Origin of the sequence: Serratia sp. BIGb0163 (assembly GCF_024809935.1) — a bacterium.
Taxonomy (GTDB): Bacteria; Pseudomonadota; Gammaproteobacteria; order Enterobacterales; family Enterobacteriaceae; genus Serratia; species Serratia quinivorans.
The window spans coordinates 1-19891 of the sequence record NZ_JANUDZ010000008.1 but is presented as its reverse complement, the minus strand read 5'-3'; the positions used below and the strand labels follow the sequence as shown (position 1 = coordinate 19891).

Here is a 19891-nt window from a genome sequence, read left to right as displayed (position 1 = left end):
CTTACCCTTTTAGTTAAGTTCGGTAACTGTTAATCACGGCCGGTGCCACTATCTGCACCACTAACACCGCTAAATAGGTCAGGCCAAGCGGTACAAACGCCGCTTTAAACACCCCAAGCGCCACGATCAACAAAACTATGGTGATCAGGACCTTTAATCCCTCGCCGATGGCGAACGACCAGGCAACCCGACCGGGTGCCGGCGTCTGCGCCTGATGGCGCAAGGCAAACAGCATAAACATGGTGCTCGGCAACCAGGCAGCGAGACCGCCCGCCAATGCCGAACCGCTCCATTCCAGGCTTTTCAGACCGAAAGCAGCGCTGATCAGAACAAAAGTCATTAACTGCAGAAACAGCAATTTGCGAGCAACTTTTCCGCTGTAAAGGGACACAGACATGACGTTTGTTCTCTCCGTACCCCTGAGGAGGTATGCTGAGTGACGTATAAAACTTTCTTTACTGCTCTGAGTCAAGCAGCAAAAAACGAGCAAATTATACGGGGCATACCAACGAATTCAATCGATAAGTAGCGAAAAGGTGAACAATTATTTAAATTCCCCCATTTCAGGCTATTTTCACAAGAAAACGGTCGGAATAATAGGGCTCATTTAATTGTCTGATTATTCCAGTGTTACAGCAAGAAACGTGTAGTTGCTCACAATAATACCTATTTCTGATTTATAGCCCACGGCCAACCAAAGCGTCTTTAGCAAATCGGGCGATCAAAAAGATATTATAAATCAGAATATTACAAGTTAACTGTTCAAAAACAATCCGTCTACCCGCTAAAAACCTTTTATTGACAGCTTCAGGGATAATATTCCAACAGCTAATTAACATTAGCAGCAAAGCAAGATCCTTCACTTATGGTTGCTAACGAAACTATTACGATCTGCAATTACCCTATTGTCACCAATTGGTGGCTATTTTTGTGTTAATAAAAAGTAAATTAACTAAAAAAACCACCCATTAATTAGCCTGCTTACTTTAACCATGGGCACTATCTTTTAATTAGCGCTTACTTGATCAAAAACAAACTCAGTTTGCCTTAAGGATAACCAGATGACGTTCACCTTCGAGTTCCGGTACCTGCAGACGTACGACTGATTCCAACTCAATGCCCGGCGGCAACTGCGTAAGCTCTTCGTCTGGGCGTACTCCTTTCAGCGCGTAGAAACGCCCCTGCCCTTTTGCCGGCAAGTGATGACACCAGGACAGCATATCCTGCAGTGAGGCGAAGGCGCGGCTGATGACGCCGTCAAACGGCGGCTCCGCAGGAAACTCCTCAACGCGGCTCTGAACCGGCTCAACGTTGGTCAAACCCAGTTCATGCTGCACCTGACGCAGGAAGCGTACACGCTTGCCCAGGCTGTCGAGCAAGGTGAAATGGGAATCGGGGCGAACAATGGCCAGCGGTATGCCTGGCAAGCCGGGACCGGTGCCCACGTCGATAAAACGCTTACCCTGCAGATGCGGGTTGACTACGATGCTGTCGAGAATATGGCGAACCAGCATTTGCTGCGGATCGCGCACCGAAGTGAGGTTATACGCCTTGTTCCACTTATCCAGCATGCCGACATAGCCCAGCAACTGCTGTTTTTGCCGATCGGGAAGCGTAATGCCTGCCGCTTTGAGCAACGAATCTAATTTTTTCTGCACAATGAGTCCTTAGACTGGCGCACAACGGCAAGCCAGGTAGGGGCTGCCCAAGAAGGTGACCATAATAATTCAGGCCAGAAACGATGTCAGCGGCCGTTTGCCGATCAAATAATCAAACGGCCGCCCAAAAACAGGATTTATGCGCTGCGGCGCAGCAGCCCCTGCTTTTTCAGCCAAATCAGTAGAATTGAGATCGCCGCCGGCGTGATGCCAGAAATGCGTGAAGCCTGGCCGATCGAATTCGGCTTGTGGTCATTCAACTTGGCGATCACTTCATTCGACAGGCCAGAAACCTGCTGGTAATCGAGATCCAACGGCAGCACGGTGTTCTCATTGCGCTGCTGTTTTTCGATCTCTTCCTGCTGGCGAGCAATATAACCTTCGTATTTTACCTGGATCTCAACCTGCTCGGCTGCCTGAGTATCGGCCAGCGGCGGCGCAAATGCCGCGACGGAGGTCAATTGGGTGTAATCCATTTCCGGGCGGCGCAGCAGTTCTTCACCGTTGGCTTCACGCGACAGCGGTGCTTTCAGCAGCGCATTCACCTGCTCGACGTTTTCGGCGTGCGGGTGCATCCAGATGTCGCGCAGGCGCTGACGTTCCTGTTCGATGTGCTCGAGTTTTTCGCTAAAGCGTGCCCAGCGGGCATCGTCCACCAGGCCCAGTTCGCGGCCTTTTTCCGTCAGGCGCAGATCGGCATTGTCTTCACGTAACATCAGGCGGTATTCGGCACGTGATGTGAACATGCGGTACGGCTCTTTGGTGCCCAGGGTGCTGAGGTCGTCCACCAGCACGCCCAGATAAGCCTGATCGCGGCGTGGTGACCAGCCTTCGTCTTCATTGGCGTAGCGCCCGGCATTCAGGCCGGCTAACAGGCCTTGCGCTGCAGCTTCTTCGTAACCGGTGGTGCCGTTGATCTGGCCGGCGAAGAACAGGCCCTGAATAAATTTGCTTTCCAGCGTCGGCTTCAGATCGCGAGGATCGAAGAAATCATACTCGATGGCATAGCCTGGTCGAATGATCCGGGCATTTTGCATCCCTTCCATCGAACGGACGATCTGCATCTGTACGTCAAACGGCAGGCTGGTGGAGATGCCGTTTGGATAAATTTCATTACTGGTCAGGCCTTCCGGCTCAAGGAAGATCTGGTGCGCGTTACGATCGGCAAAACGCATCACCTTGTCTTCGATCGACGGGCAGTAACGCGGGCCGATCCCTTCGATGATCCCGGCATACATCGGGCTGCGATCGAGGTTATTACGGATCACATCATGGGTTTTTTCATTGGTGTAGGTGATGTAACACGCCATTTGTTCAGGGTGTTGCCCAGCGTTGCCCATGAACGAGAACACCGGGATCGGTGTATCACCGTGTTGAGGTGCCAATACGCTGAAATCTATGCTGCGGGCATCGATACGCGGCGGTGTACCGGTTTTCAGTCGGTTAACACGCAAAGGCAATTCACGCAGTCGCTGTGACAGTGAGATCGATGGCGGATCTCCGGCACGGCCACCGCTGTAGTTTTCCAGACCAATGTGGATCTTGCCGTCCAGGAAGGTACCTACGGTCAGTACTACCGCCTTGGCGCGGAATTTCAGCCCCATTTGGGTCACGGCACCGACAACGCGATCGTTTTCCACGATCAGATCTTCGACCGGTTGCTGGAAGATCATCAGATTGGGCTGGTTCTCCAGAGCAGTACGTACCGCTTGACGATACAGTACTCGGTCAGCCTGAGCCCGGGTGGCTCGTACCGCAGGGCCTTTGCTGGCGTTTAGTATCCTAAACTGGATGCCGGCATGGTCGATCGCTGTGGCCATCAGGCCGCCAAGTGCATCAATTTCCTTAACCAGATGCCCTTTACCAATACCGCCAATCGCCGGGTTGCAAGACATTTGCCCCAGCGTATCGATATTGTGAGTCAGTAATAAAGTCTGACGTCCCATACGTGCCGCGGCCATAGCGGCTTCGGTACCGGCATGGCCACCACCGATGATGATGACGTCAAATTGCTCTGGATAAAACATGGAACTGCACCTCGTCGTATTGCGAACGATCGTTGTTTGCCCTGGGGTGGTGGATTCTACTCAAGTTTAGTCGATCGACCAAGTGGTCAGGATCCTTGAGTAATTAAAAGAAGATCTTTTTATTTAAAGATCTCTTTATTAGATCTCTTATTAGGATCGCGATCTTCTGTGGATAAGTGATTATTCGCGATTGAGATCAGCTAATTAAGGAGGATCGTTAGCTGTGAATGATCGGTGATCCTATGGCTTATAAGCTGGGATCTAAATGGCATGTTATGCACAGGACAAAAAGCGACCTAAGGTTGTTATTGGGATAACTACCGGTTTTACCCTGCTTTTAAGCATAGTTATCCACAATCGTTCGGGTGATCTTTGAACAAATTAGAGTAAATTAATCCAATTTTTCACCCATTCCTCTGCTGGATCCTCAGGAATTTCGTGTTCAGTCACGTCGATCTCGAGCCGATCGCCGATCCTTTTCGCTCCACGGGCAATCAGAAGATCGTCGATCCGTTGGATCGCACCACAGAAAGTATCGTATTCAGAGCTGCCCAAACCGACTGCACCGAACTGCACCTGGGATAAATCAGGAAGCTGTTCTTCTATTTGTTCCAGCAGCGGTTGCAGGTTATCCGGTAAATCCCCGGCGCCATGGGTCGAAGACACCACCAGCCAGCGTCCGGACAAGGTCAGTTCATCCAATTCAGGGCCGTGCAGGGTCTCGGTAGTAAAGCCTGCCGCTTCCAGCTTTTCAGCCAGGTGCTCGGCTACGTACTCGGCACTGCCAAGCGTACTGCCACTGATCAGAGTAATGTCTGCCATGAAATGAATGATCCCAACCTTCTCAAAGTGGCAGCATTGTACGCTGTGAATCGGCTGGGATCTACCTGTGGATAATATGGGTATAGTAAATAGTTGGCTAGGGAGTGATGGTACGCATGATGGGGTTATGCAGCGAGATCAGGGTTTCAGTTGACTGGATCTCGTCGATAGTCTGGATCTTGTTGATAAGTACTTGTTGCAGCGCATCTATCGAGCGGCACATCACTTTGATAAACACGCTGTAGTGGCCGGTGGTGTAATAGGCCTCGACCACTTCCTCCAGGCTTTCGAGCTTTTTCAGTGCAGAAGGATAGTCTTTGGCACTCTTTAATATAATGCCGATAAAACAGCAGACGTCGTAGCCCAGGCGTTTGGGATTCACGTCTACCCGTGCTCCGGTGATGATACCGGCCTGCTTCATCTTCTCTACTCGCACGTGAATGGTTCCGGGACTGACGGCAAAATTCTTCGCCAGTTCGGCATAAGGCGTGCGCGCGTTTTCCATCAAGGCATTAAGAATGCCTCGATCGAGATTATCGATCTGATAATTTTCAGCCATTTAATCCCCCACTAATTGCTGATTGTTGAATTATTACCGCATCAAAATGAACGATTAAAAGTGAAAAGGCAATATTGATTAGCGGATATTGAATTGTGGTGCCGTTCTGTTGCTTAATCGTTGGCAACAGAGACAGGTTTATAAGAGATACGGCAATGAAAAAACAGTTTATTCAAAAACAACAACAAATCAGCCTGGTTAAATCCTTTTTCTCCCGCCAGTTGGAGCAACAGCTTGGCCTGATCGAAGTACAGGCGCCGATCCTCAGCCGTCTGGGTGACGGCACTCAGGACAACCTGTCCGGTAGCGAGAAAGCGGTACAGGTAAAGGTGAAAACCCTGCCGGACGCCACCTTCGAAGTGGTGCACTCACTGGCCAAATGGAAGCGTAAAACGCTGGGCAGCTATGACTTTGGCGCCGGTGAAGGCCTGTATACCCATATGAAAGCACTGCGTCCGGACGAAGATCGTCTGAGCGCCATCCATTCGGTCTACGTTGATCAATGGGACTGGGAGCGGGTGATGGGCGATGGCGAACGCAGCCAGGATTACCTCGAAAGCACCGTGCGCAGTATTTATGCGGCGATTAAGGCTACCGAAGGGGAAGTGAGTCGCGAATACGGCTTAACGCCGTTCCTGCCGGAGCAAATCCATTTTGTGCACAGCGAAACCCTGCTGCAACGCTACCCTGAACTGGATGCCAAAGGCCGTGAGCGGGCGATTGCCAAAGAGCTGGGCGCGGTATTTCTGATCGGTATTGGTGGCAAATTGTCACACGGCAAATCACACGATGTGCGTGCGCCGGATTATGATGACTGGACCACCCCAGCAGCTGAAGGGTTGGCCGGCCTGAACGGTGACATCCTGGTATGGAACCCGGTGCTGCAGGACGCCTTCGAACTTTCTTCTATGGGGATCCGCGTTGACGCCAGCGCGCTGAAACGCCAATTGGCACAGACCGGTGATGAAGATCGCCTGGCGCTGGAATGGCATCAGTCATTGCTGCGTGGCGAGATGCCACAAACTATCGGTGGCGGTATCGGTCAGTCGCGCCTGGTGATGCTATTGCTGCAACTGTCGCACATCGGGCAGGTACAGTGCGGCGTGTGGTCACCTCAGGTACGTGAGGCGGTAGAAGGGCTGCTGTAATACTCAGCGCCGCCAGCGGCGCATTAAGCGGCTTTTTAACCCGGTATCAAAGCGCCAGATATGATCGAAGATGCGCATGATACCGGGCTTGCCGTAGTTGGACATCGCCACTGCGTGAAAGCGCTGCTGGTGGTTTTGCTGCAGTTGTTTAACCTTCTTTATTATCTCCTCCGGCAATCGCTGGGCAATAAAGTCAGAAATGATCACCGCGTCGGCGTCGAACCAGCCGCTTTCCGTCATTTTGCTCACCGTGGCATTCAGGCAGGCCGCCAGATCGGTGCCGCCGCGAAAATGCTGACCGAGAAAGCGAACCGCCTGCTCAATACCGCTGGCGGCGGTCAGTTCGTAATGCACTATCTGGTTGGCGAACAGCATGATGTAGCAGCGGCGGTTATCCGCCAGCGCAATGCGCAACAGCGCCAGACAGAAAGCCTTGGCGCACTGCTCGTTGAAACCGCCCATCGAACCTGAGGTATCCACGCAGACAATAAACGGCCCGCGAGGTTGTTGATCCTGCTGCTGGTGAGTGACCTGACGGATATGGATCTGTTCCTGCCAGACATCGCCCTGCAGACGATAGCTCAATAGCCGTTTTTCCAGCAGGCGGCGGTAAAACTCAAACTCCAGCTCTTCAATGCCCAGCGTGACCAACTCGGGCGGCAGCAGGCGCAGAATATCGTCGCTCTGGTGAATGCCGCTGACCTCTTCCGGCAGCGTGGCCGGCACCTGCACCATCACGCGGAAAGGCTCCGGCAACGCGTCCTGCTGTTGCACCGCCTTGGCCTGATAGCTGCGCCCAAGCTGCTGTGCCAGCTTTTTCAGTTCCGGTTGCTGCTGCAAGAAATTGCCGTATTCCACCAGCCGTTGGTAATCACCCCGTTGCAGATGGCCTTTACTCATATCCCAAAGCCGCCCGGCAGCGGTGTCGTTTTCCGACAGCAGCGGCTCCAGGGCGCCACTCAGCGCCAGACGTTCCTGCAGCTCCGCCATCAGCTGTTCGCGTTCCTGTTCCAGCAATTGGTGATGCATCATGGTGGCCTGCAGCGTCAGGCTGATGCGCCAGCGCTGCAGAAACAGGGTTTGGAAGCTGTCATCCAGTGGATGGTTGGGCAGATCGGCGGCGTCCACCAGTGAGCGCGCCTGCTCATAAAAGGGAGAAACCAGTTGGCGCAGTAGATCCAGGGTGTCGTTAAGGTTGTGGAAGAACTGGGTGTTGTTCTCTAGCTGACACTGTTGATAACGATAGAATTCCTGTGCCAGCGCGGGCGGCACCATGGCTTCATGCAGGCGTTCTTTCAGCTGTAGCTTCCAGCGTGGCAGGTCGCGATCCAGCGCCCGGCGGATCGCCGGAAACTTTTTGAAGAAAATCGACAGCTGCGGTGCCGCCAGCATGCCGATGATCATCTCCTCGATCAGTTCACCTTCGGTGATCGCCAGCAGCAGATCGAGTGTTTCCAGGCTGAGCATAATTACTGGCCGCGCATTTGCTGGTGCTGCTGTTTGATTTGTTCCGCCACCTGCAGCAGGCTGGCCTCAATTTTTGCCAGCCTGGCGGCAGGGGTAAACAGGCAGGGCTGATGCTGACTGAATAACCGACGCTGTTCTGCCAGGCGCTGCGCCAACTGCTCCATTTCGTCCAGCATTGCCTGCGGCGTTCCGCTGGTCTGCTTGCCGGGCTGGGCCAGTAAAGAGGGCTGGCGGCTGACGTCCAGTACCGTCAGATGCAGTTGCTCGTCCACTTCCAGGTCAATCTGCTGAGCAAAGCCAATGCCGTTCAGTTTGGCGCGCACGTCGCCGCCTTTTTGCAGCCAGTTTTCCAGCGCGCTGTTTTCAATACTCAGATGGTTGACCTGAATATCATGCAGTTGCAGCGGTTTTTGCAGCAGCAGGGTCAGGCTGCCGGTACCGAGTGGCGTGGCCAGGGCAAACTGGGGCTTTCTGCTGAACATGCCGCCCTTTTTTACCAATGTAATAGCCTGGCTGTCGCTCTGCTGTTGCTGATGCTGTAGCCAGCGGGTATGGATCTGTTGCAGTTGGATCAGCAAGGTTTGCTGTTGATAGGCCGACTCGTTCAGCAACTGCTCAACTTGCTGTTGCAGCAGTTTCAGCGAGCTGAGGTCGTGCCACAGGCAGTCTTTCAGCAGCAGCAGATCGATTGGGGCCACGGCGTCGCGACCACTGAAGAAAGCACAGGCCTGCAACAGCCGCAGCGCTTTTTTCCAGCGACGATCGGAAACGTAAGGGGCACTTTCCAGTGCATCCAGCCGCTGGCGCAGTTGGAATATCAGTTCAAAGCAATTCTCAGGCAGTTTGATTTTGTCGATCTGCGCTTGCCACTGGTGATATTCCTCGTCACTGATACTCAGTGCTTCGGGCACCGGGTTTTCATTCTCGTTCTGGCGGCTGACCAGCAGTGAGCGGAAATTCTGTTTGTCCTGCACTTTATCCAACCACAGGCGTATCAACATGCGGTCATACAAGGCTTCCAGACTGTTGTCGGCTTCCGGCAGTTCGTTGGAGGCGGTGACCAGCAGCCGCAGTGGGATGGGTTCTTCGTTATTACCGTTACGGAAGCGGCGTTCGTTAATCGCCGTCAGCAGGGTATTGAGGATCGCCGGGCCGGCCTTCCAGATCTCATCCAGAAACACGATTTCCGCTTCGGGCAGGTAGCCGGTGGTCAGACGTTGGTAGCGGCCTTCGTCCTTTAACGCCTGGATCGACAATGGGCCGAACACTTCTTCCGGCGTTGAGAAGCGCGTCATCAGGTATTCAAACGAGCGCGCGCTGCGAAAGGCGAATTTTAGCCGACGGGCAATCAGGCTTTTGGCGATGCCCGGTGGGCCAAGCAGAAACACGCTTTCACCGCTGAGCGCCGCCAGCAAACACAGGCGAATGGCTTCCTGCCGTTCATAAAGACCGCTCTCCAGCGCGCTGCTGAGGCGGGAAATCCGTTCTGCAAGAAGTGATGATGACGCCATATTATTGTCGTGTTGTCCGAGGGTTAGCCAATCTTGGTGGATAATCCGATGATAAACCACCATTATTTTTAATGGTATAGCTTGTTGATTAGTAAAATCTTTCTATTATCAAAAGGGTGGCTGGTTCACATTTTGTTTATTTTTAAGCTCTGATATAAGGATAGGCAAGCAGTATAAATCGTGCATACTGTGCGCCTTTTAGTGGGCGTAACGGATCTTAGAGCCCGTATCTCTGGCTGATGCGGATGCATCGCTAACGGATGTTCTAATAAAGAAACGAATTATGAGCACAGAGCATAAACAGTCCTTATCGGCGGTAACCCTGGCGGCAATTGGGGTGGTTTACGGTGATATCGGCACCAGCCCTCTCTATACTCTCCGAGAGTGTTTCTCCGGCCATTACGGCTTCGATGTTCGTCCAGACGTGGTTTTCGGTTTTCTTTCACTGATCTTCTGGATGTTAATCATCATTGTTTCCCTCAAGTACCTCACCTACGTCATGCGGGCGGATAACGCCGGTGAAGGGGGGATACTGACGCTGATGTCGCTGGCCGGGCGCCATACTTCGGCGCGGACAACGTCCATATTGGTGATCCTGGGTCTGATTGGCGGCAGCTTCTTCTATGGCGAGGTGGTGATCACCCCGGCGATATCGGTGATGTCGGCGATAGAAGGTTTGGAAATTGCCGCGCCGTCGCTTGATGGCTATATAGTCCCGCTGTCGATTCTGGTATTGACCCTGTTGTTCGCCATCCAAAAGCACGGTACCGGCAGCGTCGGCAAGCTGTTTGCGCCGGTCATGCTGCTGTGGTTTATCGTTCTGGCGGTGCTGGGGGCTCGTAGCATCATGGCCAACCCGGAGGTGCTGCAGGCGCTGAACCCGAAATGGGCGCTGAACTTCTTTATCGAATATAAGAAGGTTTCGTTCTTTGCGCTGGGTGCGGTAGTGCTGTCGATCACCGGCGTTGAGGCGCTGTACGCCGACATGGGTCACTTTGGCAAATTCCCTATTCGTCTGGCCTGGTTCACCGTGGTGCTGCCTTCGCTGGTGCTGAATTATTTCGGCCAGGGTGCCTTGCTGCTGAAAAATCCTGAGGCAATTAAAAACCCGTTCTTCCTGCTGGCACCGGACTGGGCGCTGATCCCGCTGTTGATTCTGGCTACGCTGGCTACGGTTATCGCCTCGCAGGCGGTGATCTCCGGCGTGTTCTCGCTGACCCGCCAGGCGGTGCGTCTGGGTTACCTGTCACCGATGCGCATCATCCATACTTCGGAGATGGAATCCGGTCAAATCTACATCCCGGTGATCAACTGGACGCTGTATATCGCGGTCGTGCTGGTGATTATTGGTTTCGAACATTCCAGCAATCTGGCGGCGGCATACGGTATTGCTGTGACCGGCACCATGGTATTGACCAGTATTCTGGTGACCTCGGTGGCGATCAAAAATTGGCACTGGAACCGCTTCTTCGCCGTTGGCATTCTGGTTATCTTGCTGATTATCGATGTGCCGATGTTCTCCGCCAACGCCCTGAAGCTGTTCTCTGGCGGTTGGCTGCCGTTGCTGCTGGCACTGGTGATGTTCATCATCATGACCACCTGGAAGAGCGAGCGTTTCCGCCTGTTGCGCCGCATGCATGAACATGGCAACTCCCTCGAGGCAATGATCGCCTCGCTGGAAAAATCACCGCCGGTACGGGTGCCCGGGACTGCTGTCTTTATGTCGCGTGCCATCAACGTGATCCCTTTTGCGCTGCTGCATAACCTTAAACACAATAAGGTGCTGCATGAACGAGTGGTGCTGTTGACGCTGCGCACTGAAGATGCTCCTTACGTCCACAACGTGCGGCGGGTGACCATCGAACAACTTTCGCCAACCTTCTGGCGGGTGGTGGCCAGCTACGGCTGGCGTGAAACGCCGAACGTGGAGGAAGTGTTCCACCGCTGTGGGCTGGAAGGGTTGCCGTGTCGGATGACGGAAACCTCGTTCTTTATGTCGCATGAGTCGTTAATCCTGACCAAGCGGCCGTGGTACCTGTTCCTGCGCGGCAAGCTGTTTATCGCACTGAGCCGAAACGCGCTGCGTGCGCCGGACCAGTTTGAGATCCCACCTAATAGGGTGATCGAGCTGGGAACCCAGGTCGAGATTTAACTTCCCCCTCAAGGGCTCAGCAACCGCTGGGCCCTTTCTGTTTATGTTCTCGGTAACTATGTTCTCGGTAACACCAGCGAAACGTTTCGATAGCGATCACATTTCTGCACTGTCCCGGTTGCCTTCTGTTGGCGTTTTTTTAAACTCCAGACACAAGCGAAACGTTTCGCTGGTGGAGTGAGAAGAAAAAATGAAAAAAGGCGTGCTGCTGAATGCTGATGTTTCTGCCGTGGTTTCCCGCCTCGGCCATACCGACCAGATCGTCATCTGTGATGCGGGGTTGCCTATTCCGGCGGCAGCGCAGCGTATCGATCTGGCGCTGACCCAGGGTGTACCGACGTTTTTGCAGGTGCTCGGGGTAGTGACGCAGGAAATGCAGGTAGAGAGCGCCATTCTGGCGGAAGAGATAGTTAAACAAAATCCGCAGCTCCATCGTGCGTTGTTGGCTCAACTGACCGAACTTGGCCAACACCAGGGCAATACCATCAGCGTGAGCTATATCAGCCACAGTGCGTTCAAAGCGCAAACTGAACATAGCCGGGCAGTGATCCGCAGCGGGGAATGTTCGCCGTATGCGAATGTCATCCTCTGCGCCGGCGTAACTTTCTGAGGCATTTATGCAACCTTTACTGCAACTGAAAGGGATCGATAAAGCCTTTCCCGGCGTGAAGGCGCTTTCCGGCGCCGCACTCAGCGTTTATCCCGGCAAGGTGATGGCGCTGGTGGGGGAAAACGGTGCCGGGAAATCCACCATGATGAAAGTGCTGACCGGTATTTATAACAAAGACGCCGGCAGTCAGTATTTTCTCGGTAAAGAGGTGGCATTCACTGGGCCAAAGGATTCGCAAGAAGCGGGTATTGGCATTATCCATCAGGAACTGAACTTGATCCCGCAGTTGACGATCGCGGAAAACATCTTCCTCGGGCGCGAATTTGTGAACCGTATTGGCCGCATCGACTGGAAGCGCATGTATGCCGAAGCCGACAAGCTGTTGGCGCGGTTAAACCTGAGTTACAGCAGCCACCGGCTGGTGGGCGAGCTGTCGATCGGCGATCAGCAGATGGTGGAAATCGCCAAGGTGCTGAGCTTCGAATCCAAAGTAATCATTATGGATGAACCGACCGATGCGCTAACCGACACTGAAACCGCCTCTTTATTTAAAGTGATCAACGAACTGAAGGCCGAAGGGCGCGGCATTGTTTATATTTCGCACCGGCTGAAAGAGATTTTTGAAATTTGCGATGACGTCACGGTGTTTCGTGACGGGCAGTTTATTGCCGAGCGTCCGGTCAGCGAGCTGCAGGAAGATTCGCTGATAGAAATGATGGTCGGCCGCAAGCTGGAAGAACAGTACCCACGCCTGAATCTGCCGCGCGGCGAAAAACGGCTGGAGGTCAGCCAGGTTTCCGGTCCGGGAGTGGATGACGTCAGCTTTACCCTGTACCGGGGCGAAATCCTTGGCGTCGCCGGGCTGATGGGCGCCGGGCGTACCGAGCTGATGAAAATTCTCTACGGTGCCGCACCGCGCAAATCCGGTACCGTCAGCCTCGATGGCCGCCCGGTGGTGACCCATTCTCCACAGGACGGTCTGGCGAACGGCATTGTGTATATATCCGAAGACCGCAAGCGCGATGGCCTGGTGCTGGGGATGTCGGTGAAGGAAAACATGTCGCTGACCGCACTGCGCTATTTCAGCCGTGCCGGTGGCAGCCTGAAACAGGCAGAAGAGCAACAGGCCGTGGGTGACTTCATCCGTTTGTTCAATATCAAGACGCCGTCGATGGAACAGCCGATTGGCCTGCTCTCCGGCGGCAACCAACAGAAAGTGGCGATCGCCCGTGGCCTGATGACGCGGCCAAAGGTGCTGATCCTCGATGAGCCGACGCGCGGTGTCGACGTCGGTGCAAAAAAAGAAATCTATCAGTTAATCAACCAGTTCAAGCAGGAAGGGCTGAGCATCATTCTGGTGTCTTCGGAAATGCCGGAGGTGCTGGGCATGAGCGACCGCATCCTGGTGATGCACGAAGGACATCTCAGCGGTGAATTCCCGATTGAACAGGCCACCCAGGAAGCGTTGATGGCTGCGGCCGTTGGCAAGCAATACGGCGTAAAGCAGGAGTAATCAGATATGAGTTCCCAGAGTGCGGCAAAACGCTGGTTCAGTAAAGAGTGGCTGTTAGAGCAAAAATCACTGATTGCTCTGCTGGTGCTGATCGCCGTGGTCTCTTCAATGAGCCCGAATTTCTTCACCGTAAACAACCTGTTCAATATTCTGCAGCAAACCTCGGTGAACGCCATTATGGCGGTGGGGATGACCTTGGTGATCCTCACTTCCGGCATCGATCTGTCGGTGGGATCGCTGCTGGCGCTGACCGGTGCGGTGGCGGCGTCGATCGTCGGTTTTGAAGTTAACGCGGTGGTGGCCGTGGCGGCAGCGCTGGCATTGGGGGCGGCAGTCGGCGCCTGTACCGGGGTGATCGTGGCCAAAGGCAAGGTGCAGGCGTTTATCGCCACTCTGGTGATGATGCTGTTGTTGCGCGGCGTCACCATGGTGTACACCAACGGCAGCCCGGTGAATACCGGCTTTACCGACGTGGCCGATACCTTCGGCTGGTTCGGCATCGGCCGTCCGCTGGGCATTCCCACGCCAATCTGGATTATGGCGATCGTGTTTATCGCCGCCTGGTACATGCTGCACCATACTCGTCTGGGCCGTTATATTTATGCTCTGGGTGGTAACGAAGCGGCGACCCGCCTGTCCGGCATCAGCGTCGATAAAGTGAAGATTATCGTTTATTCGCTTTGTGGACTGCTGGCGGCGTTGGCGGGGGTGATCGAAGTGGCACGCCTGTCTTCCGCGCAGCCAACCGCCGGTACCGGCTATGAGTTGGACGCCATTGCCGCGGTGGTGCTGGGTGGTACCAGCCTGGCCGGTGGCAAGGGCCGTATTGTTGGTACGTTGATCGGGGCACTGATCCTTGGCTTCCTGAACAACGGTCTGAATTTACTGGGTGTTTCTTCCTACTACCAAATGATCGTGAAGGCAGTGGTGATACTGCTGGCGGTTCTGGTAGAGAACAAAAGCAACAAATAACCTCCCCCTACAGGAATCACGATGATGAAAATGAAAAAATTGGCAATTCTGGCTTCAGCCTTCGCGCTGAGCGCCACCCTTAGTGCTAACGCGCTGGCTAAAGACACCATCGCGCTGGTGGTTTCTACCCTGAATAACCCGTTCTTTGTGTCAATGAAAGAGGGCGCACAGCAGGAAGCCAATAAGCTGGGTTACAACCTGGTGGTGCTGGACTCGCAAAATAACCCGGCGAAAGAACTGGCGAACGTACAGGATCTGATGGTGCAGGCGCCCAAGTTGCTGCTGATTAACCCAACCGACTCCGATGCGGTCGGCAACGCCATCAAGATGGCCAACCAGGCCAAGATCCCGGTCATTACCCTGGACCGTGTGGCGAGCAAAGGTGAAGTGGTCAGCCATATCGCTTCTGATAACCGCGTCGGCGGTAAAATGGCCGGTGACTTTATCGCTAAAAAAGTGGGTACGGACGCTAAAGTGATCCAGCTGGAAGGGATCGCCGGTACCTCCGCCGCCCGTGAACGTGGCGAAGGCTTTAAACAGTCGCTGGATCAGAACAAATTCAAACTGCTGGCCAGCCAGCCGGCAGACTTTGACCGTACCAAGGGCCTGAACGTGATGCAGAACCTGCTGACCGCTCACCCGGACGTACAGGCGGTATTTGCCCAGAATGATGAAATGGCGCTGGGTGCACTGCGTGCGTTGCAAACCGCCGGTAAAACCGACGTGGTCGTGGTAGGCTTCGACGGCACCGCTGACGGCGTGAAAGCGGTTGAAGGCGGCAAACTGGCTGCGACCGTGGCGCAGCGCCCGGATCAGATCGGCGTGATTGGTGTGGAAACGGCGGATAAAGTGTTGAAAGGCGAAAAAGTGCCGGCCACTATCCCGGTTGATCTGAAACTGGTCACTAAATAACACTCTGTAGCACCAGCGCCATCAAAACGGAGCGTTTATGATGGCGCACAATTCAGGAATCAATGCGATGGCAACAGGTAAGCTGGTGGTTTTGGGCAGTATCAATGCCGACCATATCCTCAATATTGAGCAGTTTCCCCGTCCGGGTGAAACGGTGATCGGGAAGCAGTATAAAGTGGCGTTTGGCGGCAAAGGCGCCAACCAGGCGGTGGCGGCAGGGCGCAGCGGCGCGGATATCGCTTTTATCGCCTGCGTGGGCGCTGATGACATCGGCGAACGCATTCGTCAGCAACTGGCTACCGATCGCATTGATACCCAACCGATAGAGGCGATTGCCGAAAACACGACCGGCGTAGCGCTGATTTTTGTTAATGCTGAAGGCGAGAACGTGATCGGCATTGATGCCGGCGCCAATGCGGCAGTGACTCCTGACTATCTGGCTCGCTATCAGCAAAAAGTGATTGATGCCGACGCGTTGTTGATGCAGCTCGAGTCGCCGCTGGAGACGGTTATCGCCGCCGCCGGCCTGGCGAAACAGCATCAGACTCAGGTGATCCTCAATCCTGCGCCGGCACGTGAACTGCCGGACGAATTATTGGCAATGATCGATATGATTACGCCAAACGAAACCGAAGCCCAGCGCCTGACCGGTATTGCGGTCAATAATGATGATGATGCCGCGCGTGCCGCACAGGCTTTGCATGATAAAGGCATTGCCACTGTGATCATCACCCTCGGCAGCCGTGGCGTTTGGCTGAGTGAAAACGGCAAGGGTAAGCTGGTGCCCGGCTTCAGGGTTAAAGCCGTAGACACCATAGCAGCTGGCGATACCTTCAACGGGGCGCTGGTCACGGCGCTGCTGGAAGGCAAAACCATGGCGGATGCGGTACGCTTTGCCCATGCGGCGGCGGCCATTGCGGTGACCCGTCCAGGTGCTCAGCCTTCCGTACCCTGGCGCGAAGAGATCGACATCTTCTTGCGGCAGCAGGAGTAATCCCCTTGGCCACCATGAAAGACGTCGCCCGCCTGGCGGGCGTTTCAACCTCGACGGTCTCGCACGTCATTAATGACAATCGCTTTGTCAGCGACAGCGTGCGGGCCAAAGTCATGGCGGCCGTTGAACAACTGAACTATGCGCCTTCTGCACTGGCGCGCAGCCTCAAACTAAACCAGACGCGTACCATCGGTATGCTGGTTACCTCCAGCAATAACCCGTTTTATGCCGAAGTCGTGCGCGGCGTTGAGCGCAGTTGCTATGAGCGTGGCTACAGTCTGATCCTGTGCAATACCGAAGAAGATGCCGCACGCATGAATCGCAACATGGAGACGCTGTTGCAAAAACGCGTCGATGGCTTGCTATTAATGTGCACCGAAAATCATCGGCCATCGCAGGACGCGCTGAGCCGCTATCCTTCGTTGCCGATCGTCATGATGGATTGGGCGCCGTTCGAAGGGGCCAACGATATCATTCAGGACAACTCGCTGCTGGGCGGTGAGATGGCGACCGATCACCTGATCGCCCGTGGGTATCGCAAGATTGCCTGCATCGCCGGCCCACAGGATAAAACTACCGCACGTCATAGGCTGGAAGGCTACCGTCGCGCCATGCAGCGCGCCGGATTGGCAGTCTTGCCGGGGTACGAAGTGCACTGCGATTTTGAATTTGAAGGCGGCGTGGATGCCATGAAGCAACTGCTGGCGCTGGCTGAACCCCCGCATGCGGTATTCGCCGGTAACGATGCGGTAGCCGTAGGTGCCTATCAGGCGCTGTATCAAGCCGGATTGTCGGTGCCGCAAGACATGGCGGTGATGGGCTACGATGATATAGAGCTGGCCAAATATCTGGCCCCACCGTTAAGTACTATTCACCAACCGAAAGATTCACTGGGGGAGTTGGCGATTGATACGCTGATTAACCGCCTGCAGAACCCGGACCGCGAAGCCCAGGTTCTGGTGTTGACCCCTGAGCTGGTGGAGCGTGCTTCGGTCGGTTACCGTTAACCCGCGGTTTTAACCGGTTTCTTCGGGTCCTGGCCGCTGATCAGGTTACGGCCGTCCTTTCTTCTCAGTAACATAAACACAAACGCCGAGGCCACGGTGACAATCCCCATGGTAATAAAGGTGTAGTGGAAGTGATCGACCATGGTCCCCAGCGACATGGTTTGATAGAAACGCAGTACCGCCGCGCTGATCGCCACCCCGAAGCTGATGGAAAGCTGTTGAGTTACTGCCAGCACGCTATTGCCGGAGCTGGCGTTGGCGTCATTCAAATCTGCCAGGCTGATGGTATTCATGGCGGTGAATTGCGTAGACATCGCCATCCCCAGCACGAACAACGGCAGGATCATCAACCACAGCGGCATTCCTGGGCTTTGCAGCGCGAACTGAGCAATCAGCACGCCAATAATGACGGTGATGCCGACCAGCGTTTTACGATAACCGAACCAGCGCAGCACCTGAGTGACGGTGGATTTCGCCATCAATGATCCGACCGCGGTCGGTGCCATCATGCAACCGGCAATAATCGCCGAGTAACCGAAACCCACCTGCAACATCAGTGGCATCAGGAAGGGTACACAGCCGGTGCCCAGCCGTGAGGCGACGTTACCGGCAATCCCCACCGAGAAGGTTCGGGTCTGGAACAGGTCCAGGCCAATCAGCGGTTGAGGATGCCTGCGGGCATGGGCGATATAGCCGAACAGCATCACCACGCCGCTGAGCAGAATGCCCAATGAGATATAGCTGGCCAGCACCTGCTCACCAAACAGTTCCAGCCCGGTAGAAACCAACACCAGGCTCAGGCCAAACAGCATAAAGCCAATGAAGTCGAAGCGGCGCTTGGGGGTGGTAAAGTCCGGCATATATTTACGCGCATAGAAGATGCCGAGCAGGCCAATCGGGATATTGATAAGGAAAATCCAGTGCCAGGTGGCGTAGGTCACCAGCCAACCGCCCAGCATTGGCCCCATAATCGGCCCAACCAGCCCCGGCATGGTCACGAAGTTCAGCACCGGTAACAGCTCGCTGCGTGGGTAGGCGCGCAGCAGAGCCAGGCGCGCCACCGGCATCATCATCGCACCGCCGACACCCTGAATGACTCGTGAAGTTACCAACAGGCTTAACGTCGGAGAAAGCGCACACAGCAGCGAACCGAGAGTAAACAGAGAAACGGCGATGATAAACACCCGGCGGGTACCGAAGCGATCCGCCAGCCAGCCGCTGACCGGGATCAGCATCGCTACCGTCAGGGTATAGCTGATAACCGCCGACTGCATCGCCAACGGCGAGCGCTCAAGACTTTGAGCTATCGCTGGCAACGCCGTATTGAGGATGGTGGCATCCAGTGCCTGCATAAAGAACGCCATGGCGGCGATCCAGGGTAGTCCTGCCATACTGCGCGCGGATTTGGTCATTGTGAGTCCCGGTTAACTGTCGTCTTCGTCCCTTTCATCTTCTTCTATATATAAGTAGGGGGCGTTAGTCTTTCTCTCTGAGCAAAATCTGGCAGGCGGCTAATGCCTCCGCGCTGTCACCGGCGAGTATCGCATCGACGATGGCCTGGTGGTGCTGGAGCTTAATCACTTCGTTGCCGGTGATGGCGCGGAAGTAACTTTGATATACCGAACTGAACAGATTGGCAAATGAGGTCAGAAATGGGTTGCCGCTGGCTTCATAGATGAGCTGGTGGAATTGGGTATCCACCTGGATCCAGTGCTCTCGGTCGAACTGGATATGCAGGGCGCGCATTTCTGCCATCAGTTCAGCCAGTCGTGCGGTTTGCTGATGGCTGGCATTGGCCGCCGCCAGCGAGCAGGCCTGAGGTTCCAGAGAGGTGCGCAATATAAGGAAGTGCTGCATGACCTGATCGAAGTTTTCCTTGGTCATCCACCAGGTCAGCAAATCCTGATCGAGAAAGTTCCACTGGCTTTGCGGCATCACCCGGGTCCCAATGCGTGGTCGGGGCAATAACATGCCTTTGGCTGCCAGCATCTTCACCGCTTCGCGTACCGCCGTGCGGCTAACGCCGAATTGTTCGCCCAGTTCCATCTCTCCGGGCAGGATGCTGCCGGCCTGATAATCGCCTGCCAGAATTTGTTGGCCGAGTTTTTCTGCAAGTAGATAAGAAAGATTGCGTTGGGCGGCCTGTTGTTGAGCATTAAATTGCATGGCTGCGAGTCCTTAACTGACATTGTTACTCTTATTTTACTCTACGGATCGCCAGCTTTTGTGGCTGTTTACCGGAAAAAGTGACGAAAACGCTGACTTGTGCAGCGCTTTGTTGAAATAATCCGCGCTTGAAAAGTTTTTTGCATTTAGGGGTTGCGGCCTTCTGAGAACTCCCTATAATGCGCCCCCACTGACCGGGAACAACGACTCCTCTAACGAGAACCAAGTCGCCCAGTCGGAAAGAGAAAAGCGAAATAAACGCTTGACTCTTCGGGTGAAAAGCGTAATATACGCCACCTCGAGATAGCAAGCTACGGCGGCTAACTCACTGCTCTTTAACAATTTATCAGACAATCTGTGTGGGCACTCCACA

At 54.5% G+C, this 19891-nt stretch carries 18 protein-coding genes; 8 read left to right on the top strand and 10 right to left on the bottom strand.

Going from position 1 to position 19891, the window contains the following annotated elements:
• Positions 1 to 13: 13 nt before the first annotated feature.
• From atpI to asnC, 5 genes are all read right to left on the bottom strand, one after another.
• The gene (atpI, locus tag M2406_RS21760; protein ID WP_012004480.1) at positions 14 to 397 is read right to left on the bottom strand and encodes a F0F1 ATP synthase subunit I; all 384 of its coding nucleotides are present in this window, start codon (positions 395 to 397) and stop codon (positions 14 to 16) included.
• 640 nt (positions 398 to 1037) lie between these two features.
• Positions 1038 to 1658 carry a 16S rRNA (guanine(527)-N(7))-methyltransferase RsmG gene (gene rsmG, locus M2406_RS21755; protein ID WP_012147576.1) on the bottom strand — a complete coding sequence of 207 codons (621 nt, stop codon included), beginning with the start codon at positions 1656 to 1658 and terminating at the stop codon, positions 1038 to 1040.
• Between the two features lie 137 nt (positions 1659 to 1795).
• The gene (mnmG, locus tag M2406_RS21750) at positions 1796 to 3685 is read right to left on the bottom strand and encodes a tRNA uridine-5-carboxymethylaminomethyl(34) synthesis enzyme MnmG (protein ID WP_012147575.1); all 1890 of its coding nucleotides are present in this window, start codon (positions 3683 to 3685) and stop codon (positions 1796 to 1798) included.
• A gap of 381 nt (positions 3686 to 4066) precedes the next feature.
• Entirely contained in the window at positions 4067 to 4507 is a 441-nt protein-coding gene (mioC, locus tag M2406_RS21745) for an FMN-binding protein MioC (protein WP_012147574.1), read from the bottom strand.
• A gap of 97 nt (positions 4508 to 4604) precedes the next feature.
• A complete protein-coding gene (gene asnC, locus M2406_RS21740) occupies positions 4605 to 5066 on the bottom strand; it encodes a transcriptional regulator AsnC (RefSeq protein WP_259191349.1) in 462 nt (153 codons plus the stop codon).
• 155 nt (positions 5067 to 5221) lie between these two features.
• Here asnC and asnA point away from each other — a divergent pair, with 155 nt between their 5' ends.
• Positions 5222 to 6214 carry an aspartate--ammonia ligase gene (asnA, locus tag M2406_RS21735; RefSeq protein ID WP_012147573.1) on the top strand — a complete coding sequence of 331 codons (993 nt, stop codon included), beginning with the start codon at positions 5222 to 5224 and terminating at the stop codon, positions 6212 to 6214.
• A gap of 3 nt (positions 6215 to 6217) precedes the next feature.
• On the opposite strand, the gene viaA is transcribed toward asnA, so the two are convergent.
• Positions 6218 to 7681, bottom strand: coding sequence for an ATPase RavA stimulator ViaA (gene viaA, locus M2406_RS21730; RefSeq protein WP_115183507.1), 1464 nt, complete (start codon positions 7679 to 7681; stop codon positions 6218 to 6220).
• 2 nt (positions 7682 to 7683) lie between these two features.
• Positions 7684 to 9192, bottom strand: coding sequence for an ATPase RavA (ravA, locus tag M2406_RS21725; protein ID WP_259191347.1), 1509 nt, complete (start codon positions 9190 to 9192; stop codon positions 7684 to 7686).
• Between the two features lie 283 nt (positions 9193 to 9475).
• Here ravA and kup point away from each other — a divergent pair, with 283 nt between their 5' ends.
• The 7 genes from kup to rbsR all read left to right on the top strand — a co-directional run bounded on the left by kup (position 9476) and on the right by rbsR (position 17352).
• A complete protein-coding gene (kup, locus tag M2406_RS21720) occupies positions 9476 to 11344 on the top strand; it encodes a low affinity potassium transporter Kup (RefSeq protein ID WP_012147570.1) in 1869 nt (622 codons plus the stop codon).
• A 190-nt stretch (positions 11345 to 11534) separates the two neighbouring features.
• On the top strand, positions 11535 to 11954 hold the full coding sequence (gene rbsD, locus M2406_RS21715) for a D-ribose pyranase (protein WP_017894480.1): 420 nt from the start codon (positions 11535 to 11537) through the stop codon (positions 11952 to 11954).
• Positions 11955 to 11961: 7 nt separating this feature from the next.
• Complete coding sequence (rbsA, locus tag M2406_RS21710; RefSeq protein WP_112362308.1) at positions 11962 to 13467, top strand: ribose ABC transporter ATP-binding protein RbsA; 1506 nt, start codon at positions 11962 to 11964, stop codon at positions 13465 to 13467.
• Positions 13468 to 13473: 6 nt separating this feature from the next.
• On the top strand, positions 13474 to 14439 hold the full coding sequence (gene rbsC / locus M2406_RS21705; protein ID WP_259191346.1) for a ribose ABC transporter permease: 966 nt from the start codon (positions 13474 to 13476) through the stop codon (positions 14437 to 14439).
• Between the two features lie 24 nt (positions 14440 to 14463).
• Positions 14464 to 15351, top strand: a complete 888-nt coding sequence (rbsB, locus tag M2406_RS21700) for a ribose ABC transporter substrate-binding protein RbsB (RefSeq protein ID WP_026142602.1) — start codon at positions 14464 to 14466, stop codon at positions 15349 to 15351.
• Between the two features lie 67 nt (positions 15352 to 15418).
• Complete coding sequence (rbsK, locus tag M2406_RS21695; protein ID WP_112362309.1) at positions 15419 to 16345, top strand: ribokinase; 927 nt, start codon at positions 15419 to 15421, stop codon at positions 16343 to 16345.
• A gap of 5 nt (positions 16346 to 16350) precedes the next feature.
• Positions 16351 to 17352, top strand: a complete 1002-nt coding sequence (gene rbsR / locus M2406_RS21690) for a ribose operon transcriptional repressor RbsR (protein WP_012147564.1) — start codon at positions 16351 to 16353, stop codon at positions 17350 to 17352.
• Here rbsR and mdtD read toward each other — a convergent pair.
• The 3 genes from mdtD to M2406_RS21675 form a co-directional block, all read right to left on the bottom strand.
• Positions 17349 to 18764 carry a multidrug transporter subunit MdtD gene (gene mdtD, locus M2406_RS21685; RefSeq protein ID WP_012147563.1) on the bottom strand — a complete coding sequence of 472 codons (1416 nt, stop codon included), beginning with the start codon at positions 18762 to 18764 and terminating at the stop codon, positions 17349 to 17351. The two genes, rbsR and mdtD, sit on opposite strands and share 4 nt — an antisense overlap.
• A gap of 64 nt (positions 18765 to 18828) precedes the next feature.
• Positions 18829 to 19518: a FadR/GntR family transcriptional regulator gene (locus M2406_RS21680; protein ID WP_259191345.1), complete on the bottom strand. Its 690-nt coding sequence runs from the start codon at positions 19516 to 19518 to the stop codon at positions 18829 to 18831.
• A gap of 174 nt (positions 19519 to 19692) precedes the next feature.
• Positions 19693 to 19891, bottom strand: a 199-nt coding sequence (locus M2406_RS21675; protein WP_259191344.1) for a hypothetical protein, incomplete at its 5' end; no start/stop codon positions are given.

Coding starts and splice junctions, on each gene's coding strand:
- ravA (WP_259191347.1), bottom strand. CDS start 9,192: ATGGCGTCATCATCACTTCTTGCAGAACGGATTTCCCGCCTCAGCAGC.
- asnA (WP_012147573.1), top strand. CDS start 5,222: ATGAAAAAACAGTTTATTCAAAAACAACAACAAATCAGCCTGGTTAAA.
- M2406_RS21680 (WP_259191345.1), bottom strand. CDS start 19,518: ATGCAATTTAATGCTCAACAACAGGCCGCCCAACGCAATCTTTCTTAT.
- mnmG (WP_012147575.1), bottom strand. CDS start 3,685: ATGTTTTATCCAGAGCAATTTGACGTCATCATCATCGGTGGTGGCCAT.
- rbsK (WP_112362309.1), top strand. CDS start 15,419: ATGGCAACAGGTAAGCTGGTGGTTTTGGGCAGTATCAATGCCGACCAT.
- mioC (WP_012147574.1), bottom strand. CDS start 4,507: ATGGCAGACATTACTCTGATCAGTGGCAGTACGCTTGGCAGTGCCGAG.
- rbsC (WP_259191346.1), top strand. CDS start 13,474: ATGAGTTCCCAGAGTGCGGCAAAACGCTGGTTCAGTAAAGAGTGGCTG.
- rbsD (WP_017894480.1), top strand. CDS start 11,535: ATGAAAAAAGGCGTGCTGCTGAATGCTGATGTTTCTGCCGTGGTTTCC.
- asnC (WP_259191349.1), bottom strand. CDS start 5,066: ATGGCTGAAAATTATCAGATCGATAATCTCGATCGAGGCATTCTTAAT.
- atpI (WP_012004480.1), bottom strand. CDS start 397: ATGTCTGTGTCCCTTTACAGCGGAAAAGTTGCTCGCAAATTGCTGTTT.
- rbsB (WP_026142602.1), top strand. CDS start 14,464: ATGAAAATGAAAAAATTGGCAATTCTGGCTTCAGCCTTCGCGCTGAGC.
- viaA (WP_115183507.1), bottom strand. CDS start 7,681: ATGCTCAGCCTGGAAACACTCGATCTGCTGCTGGCGATCACCGAAGGT.
- rbsA (WP_112362308.1), top strand. CDS start 11,962: ATGCAACCTTTACTGCAACTGAAAGGGATCGATAAAGCCTTTCCCGGC.
- kup (WP_012147570.1), top strand. CDS start 9,476: ATGAGCACAGAGCATAAACAGTCCTTATCGGCGGTAACCCTGGCGGCA.
- mdtD (WP_012147563.1), bottom strand. CDS start 18,764: ATGACCAAATCCGCGCGCAGTATGGCAGGACTACCCTGGATCGCCGCC.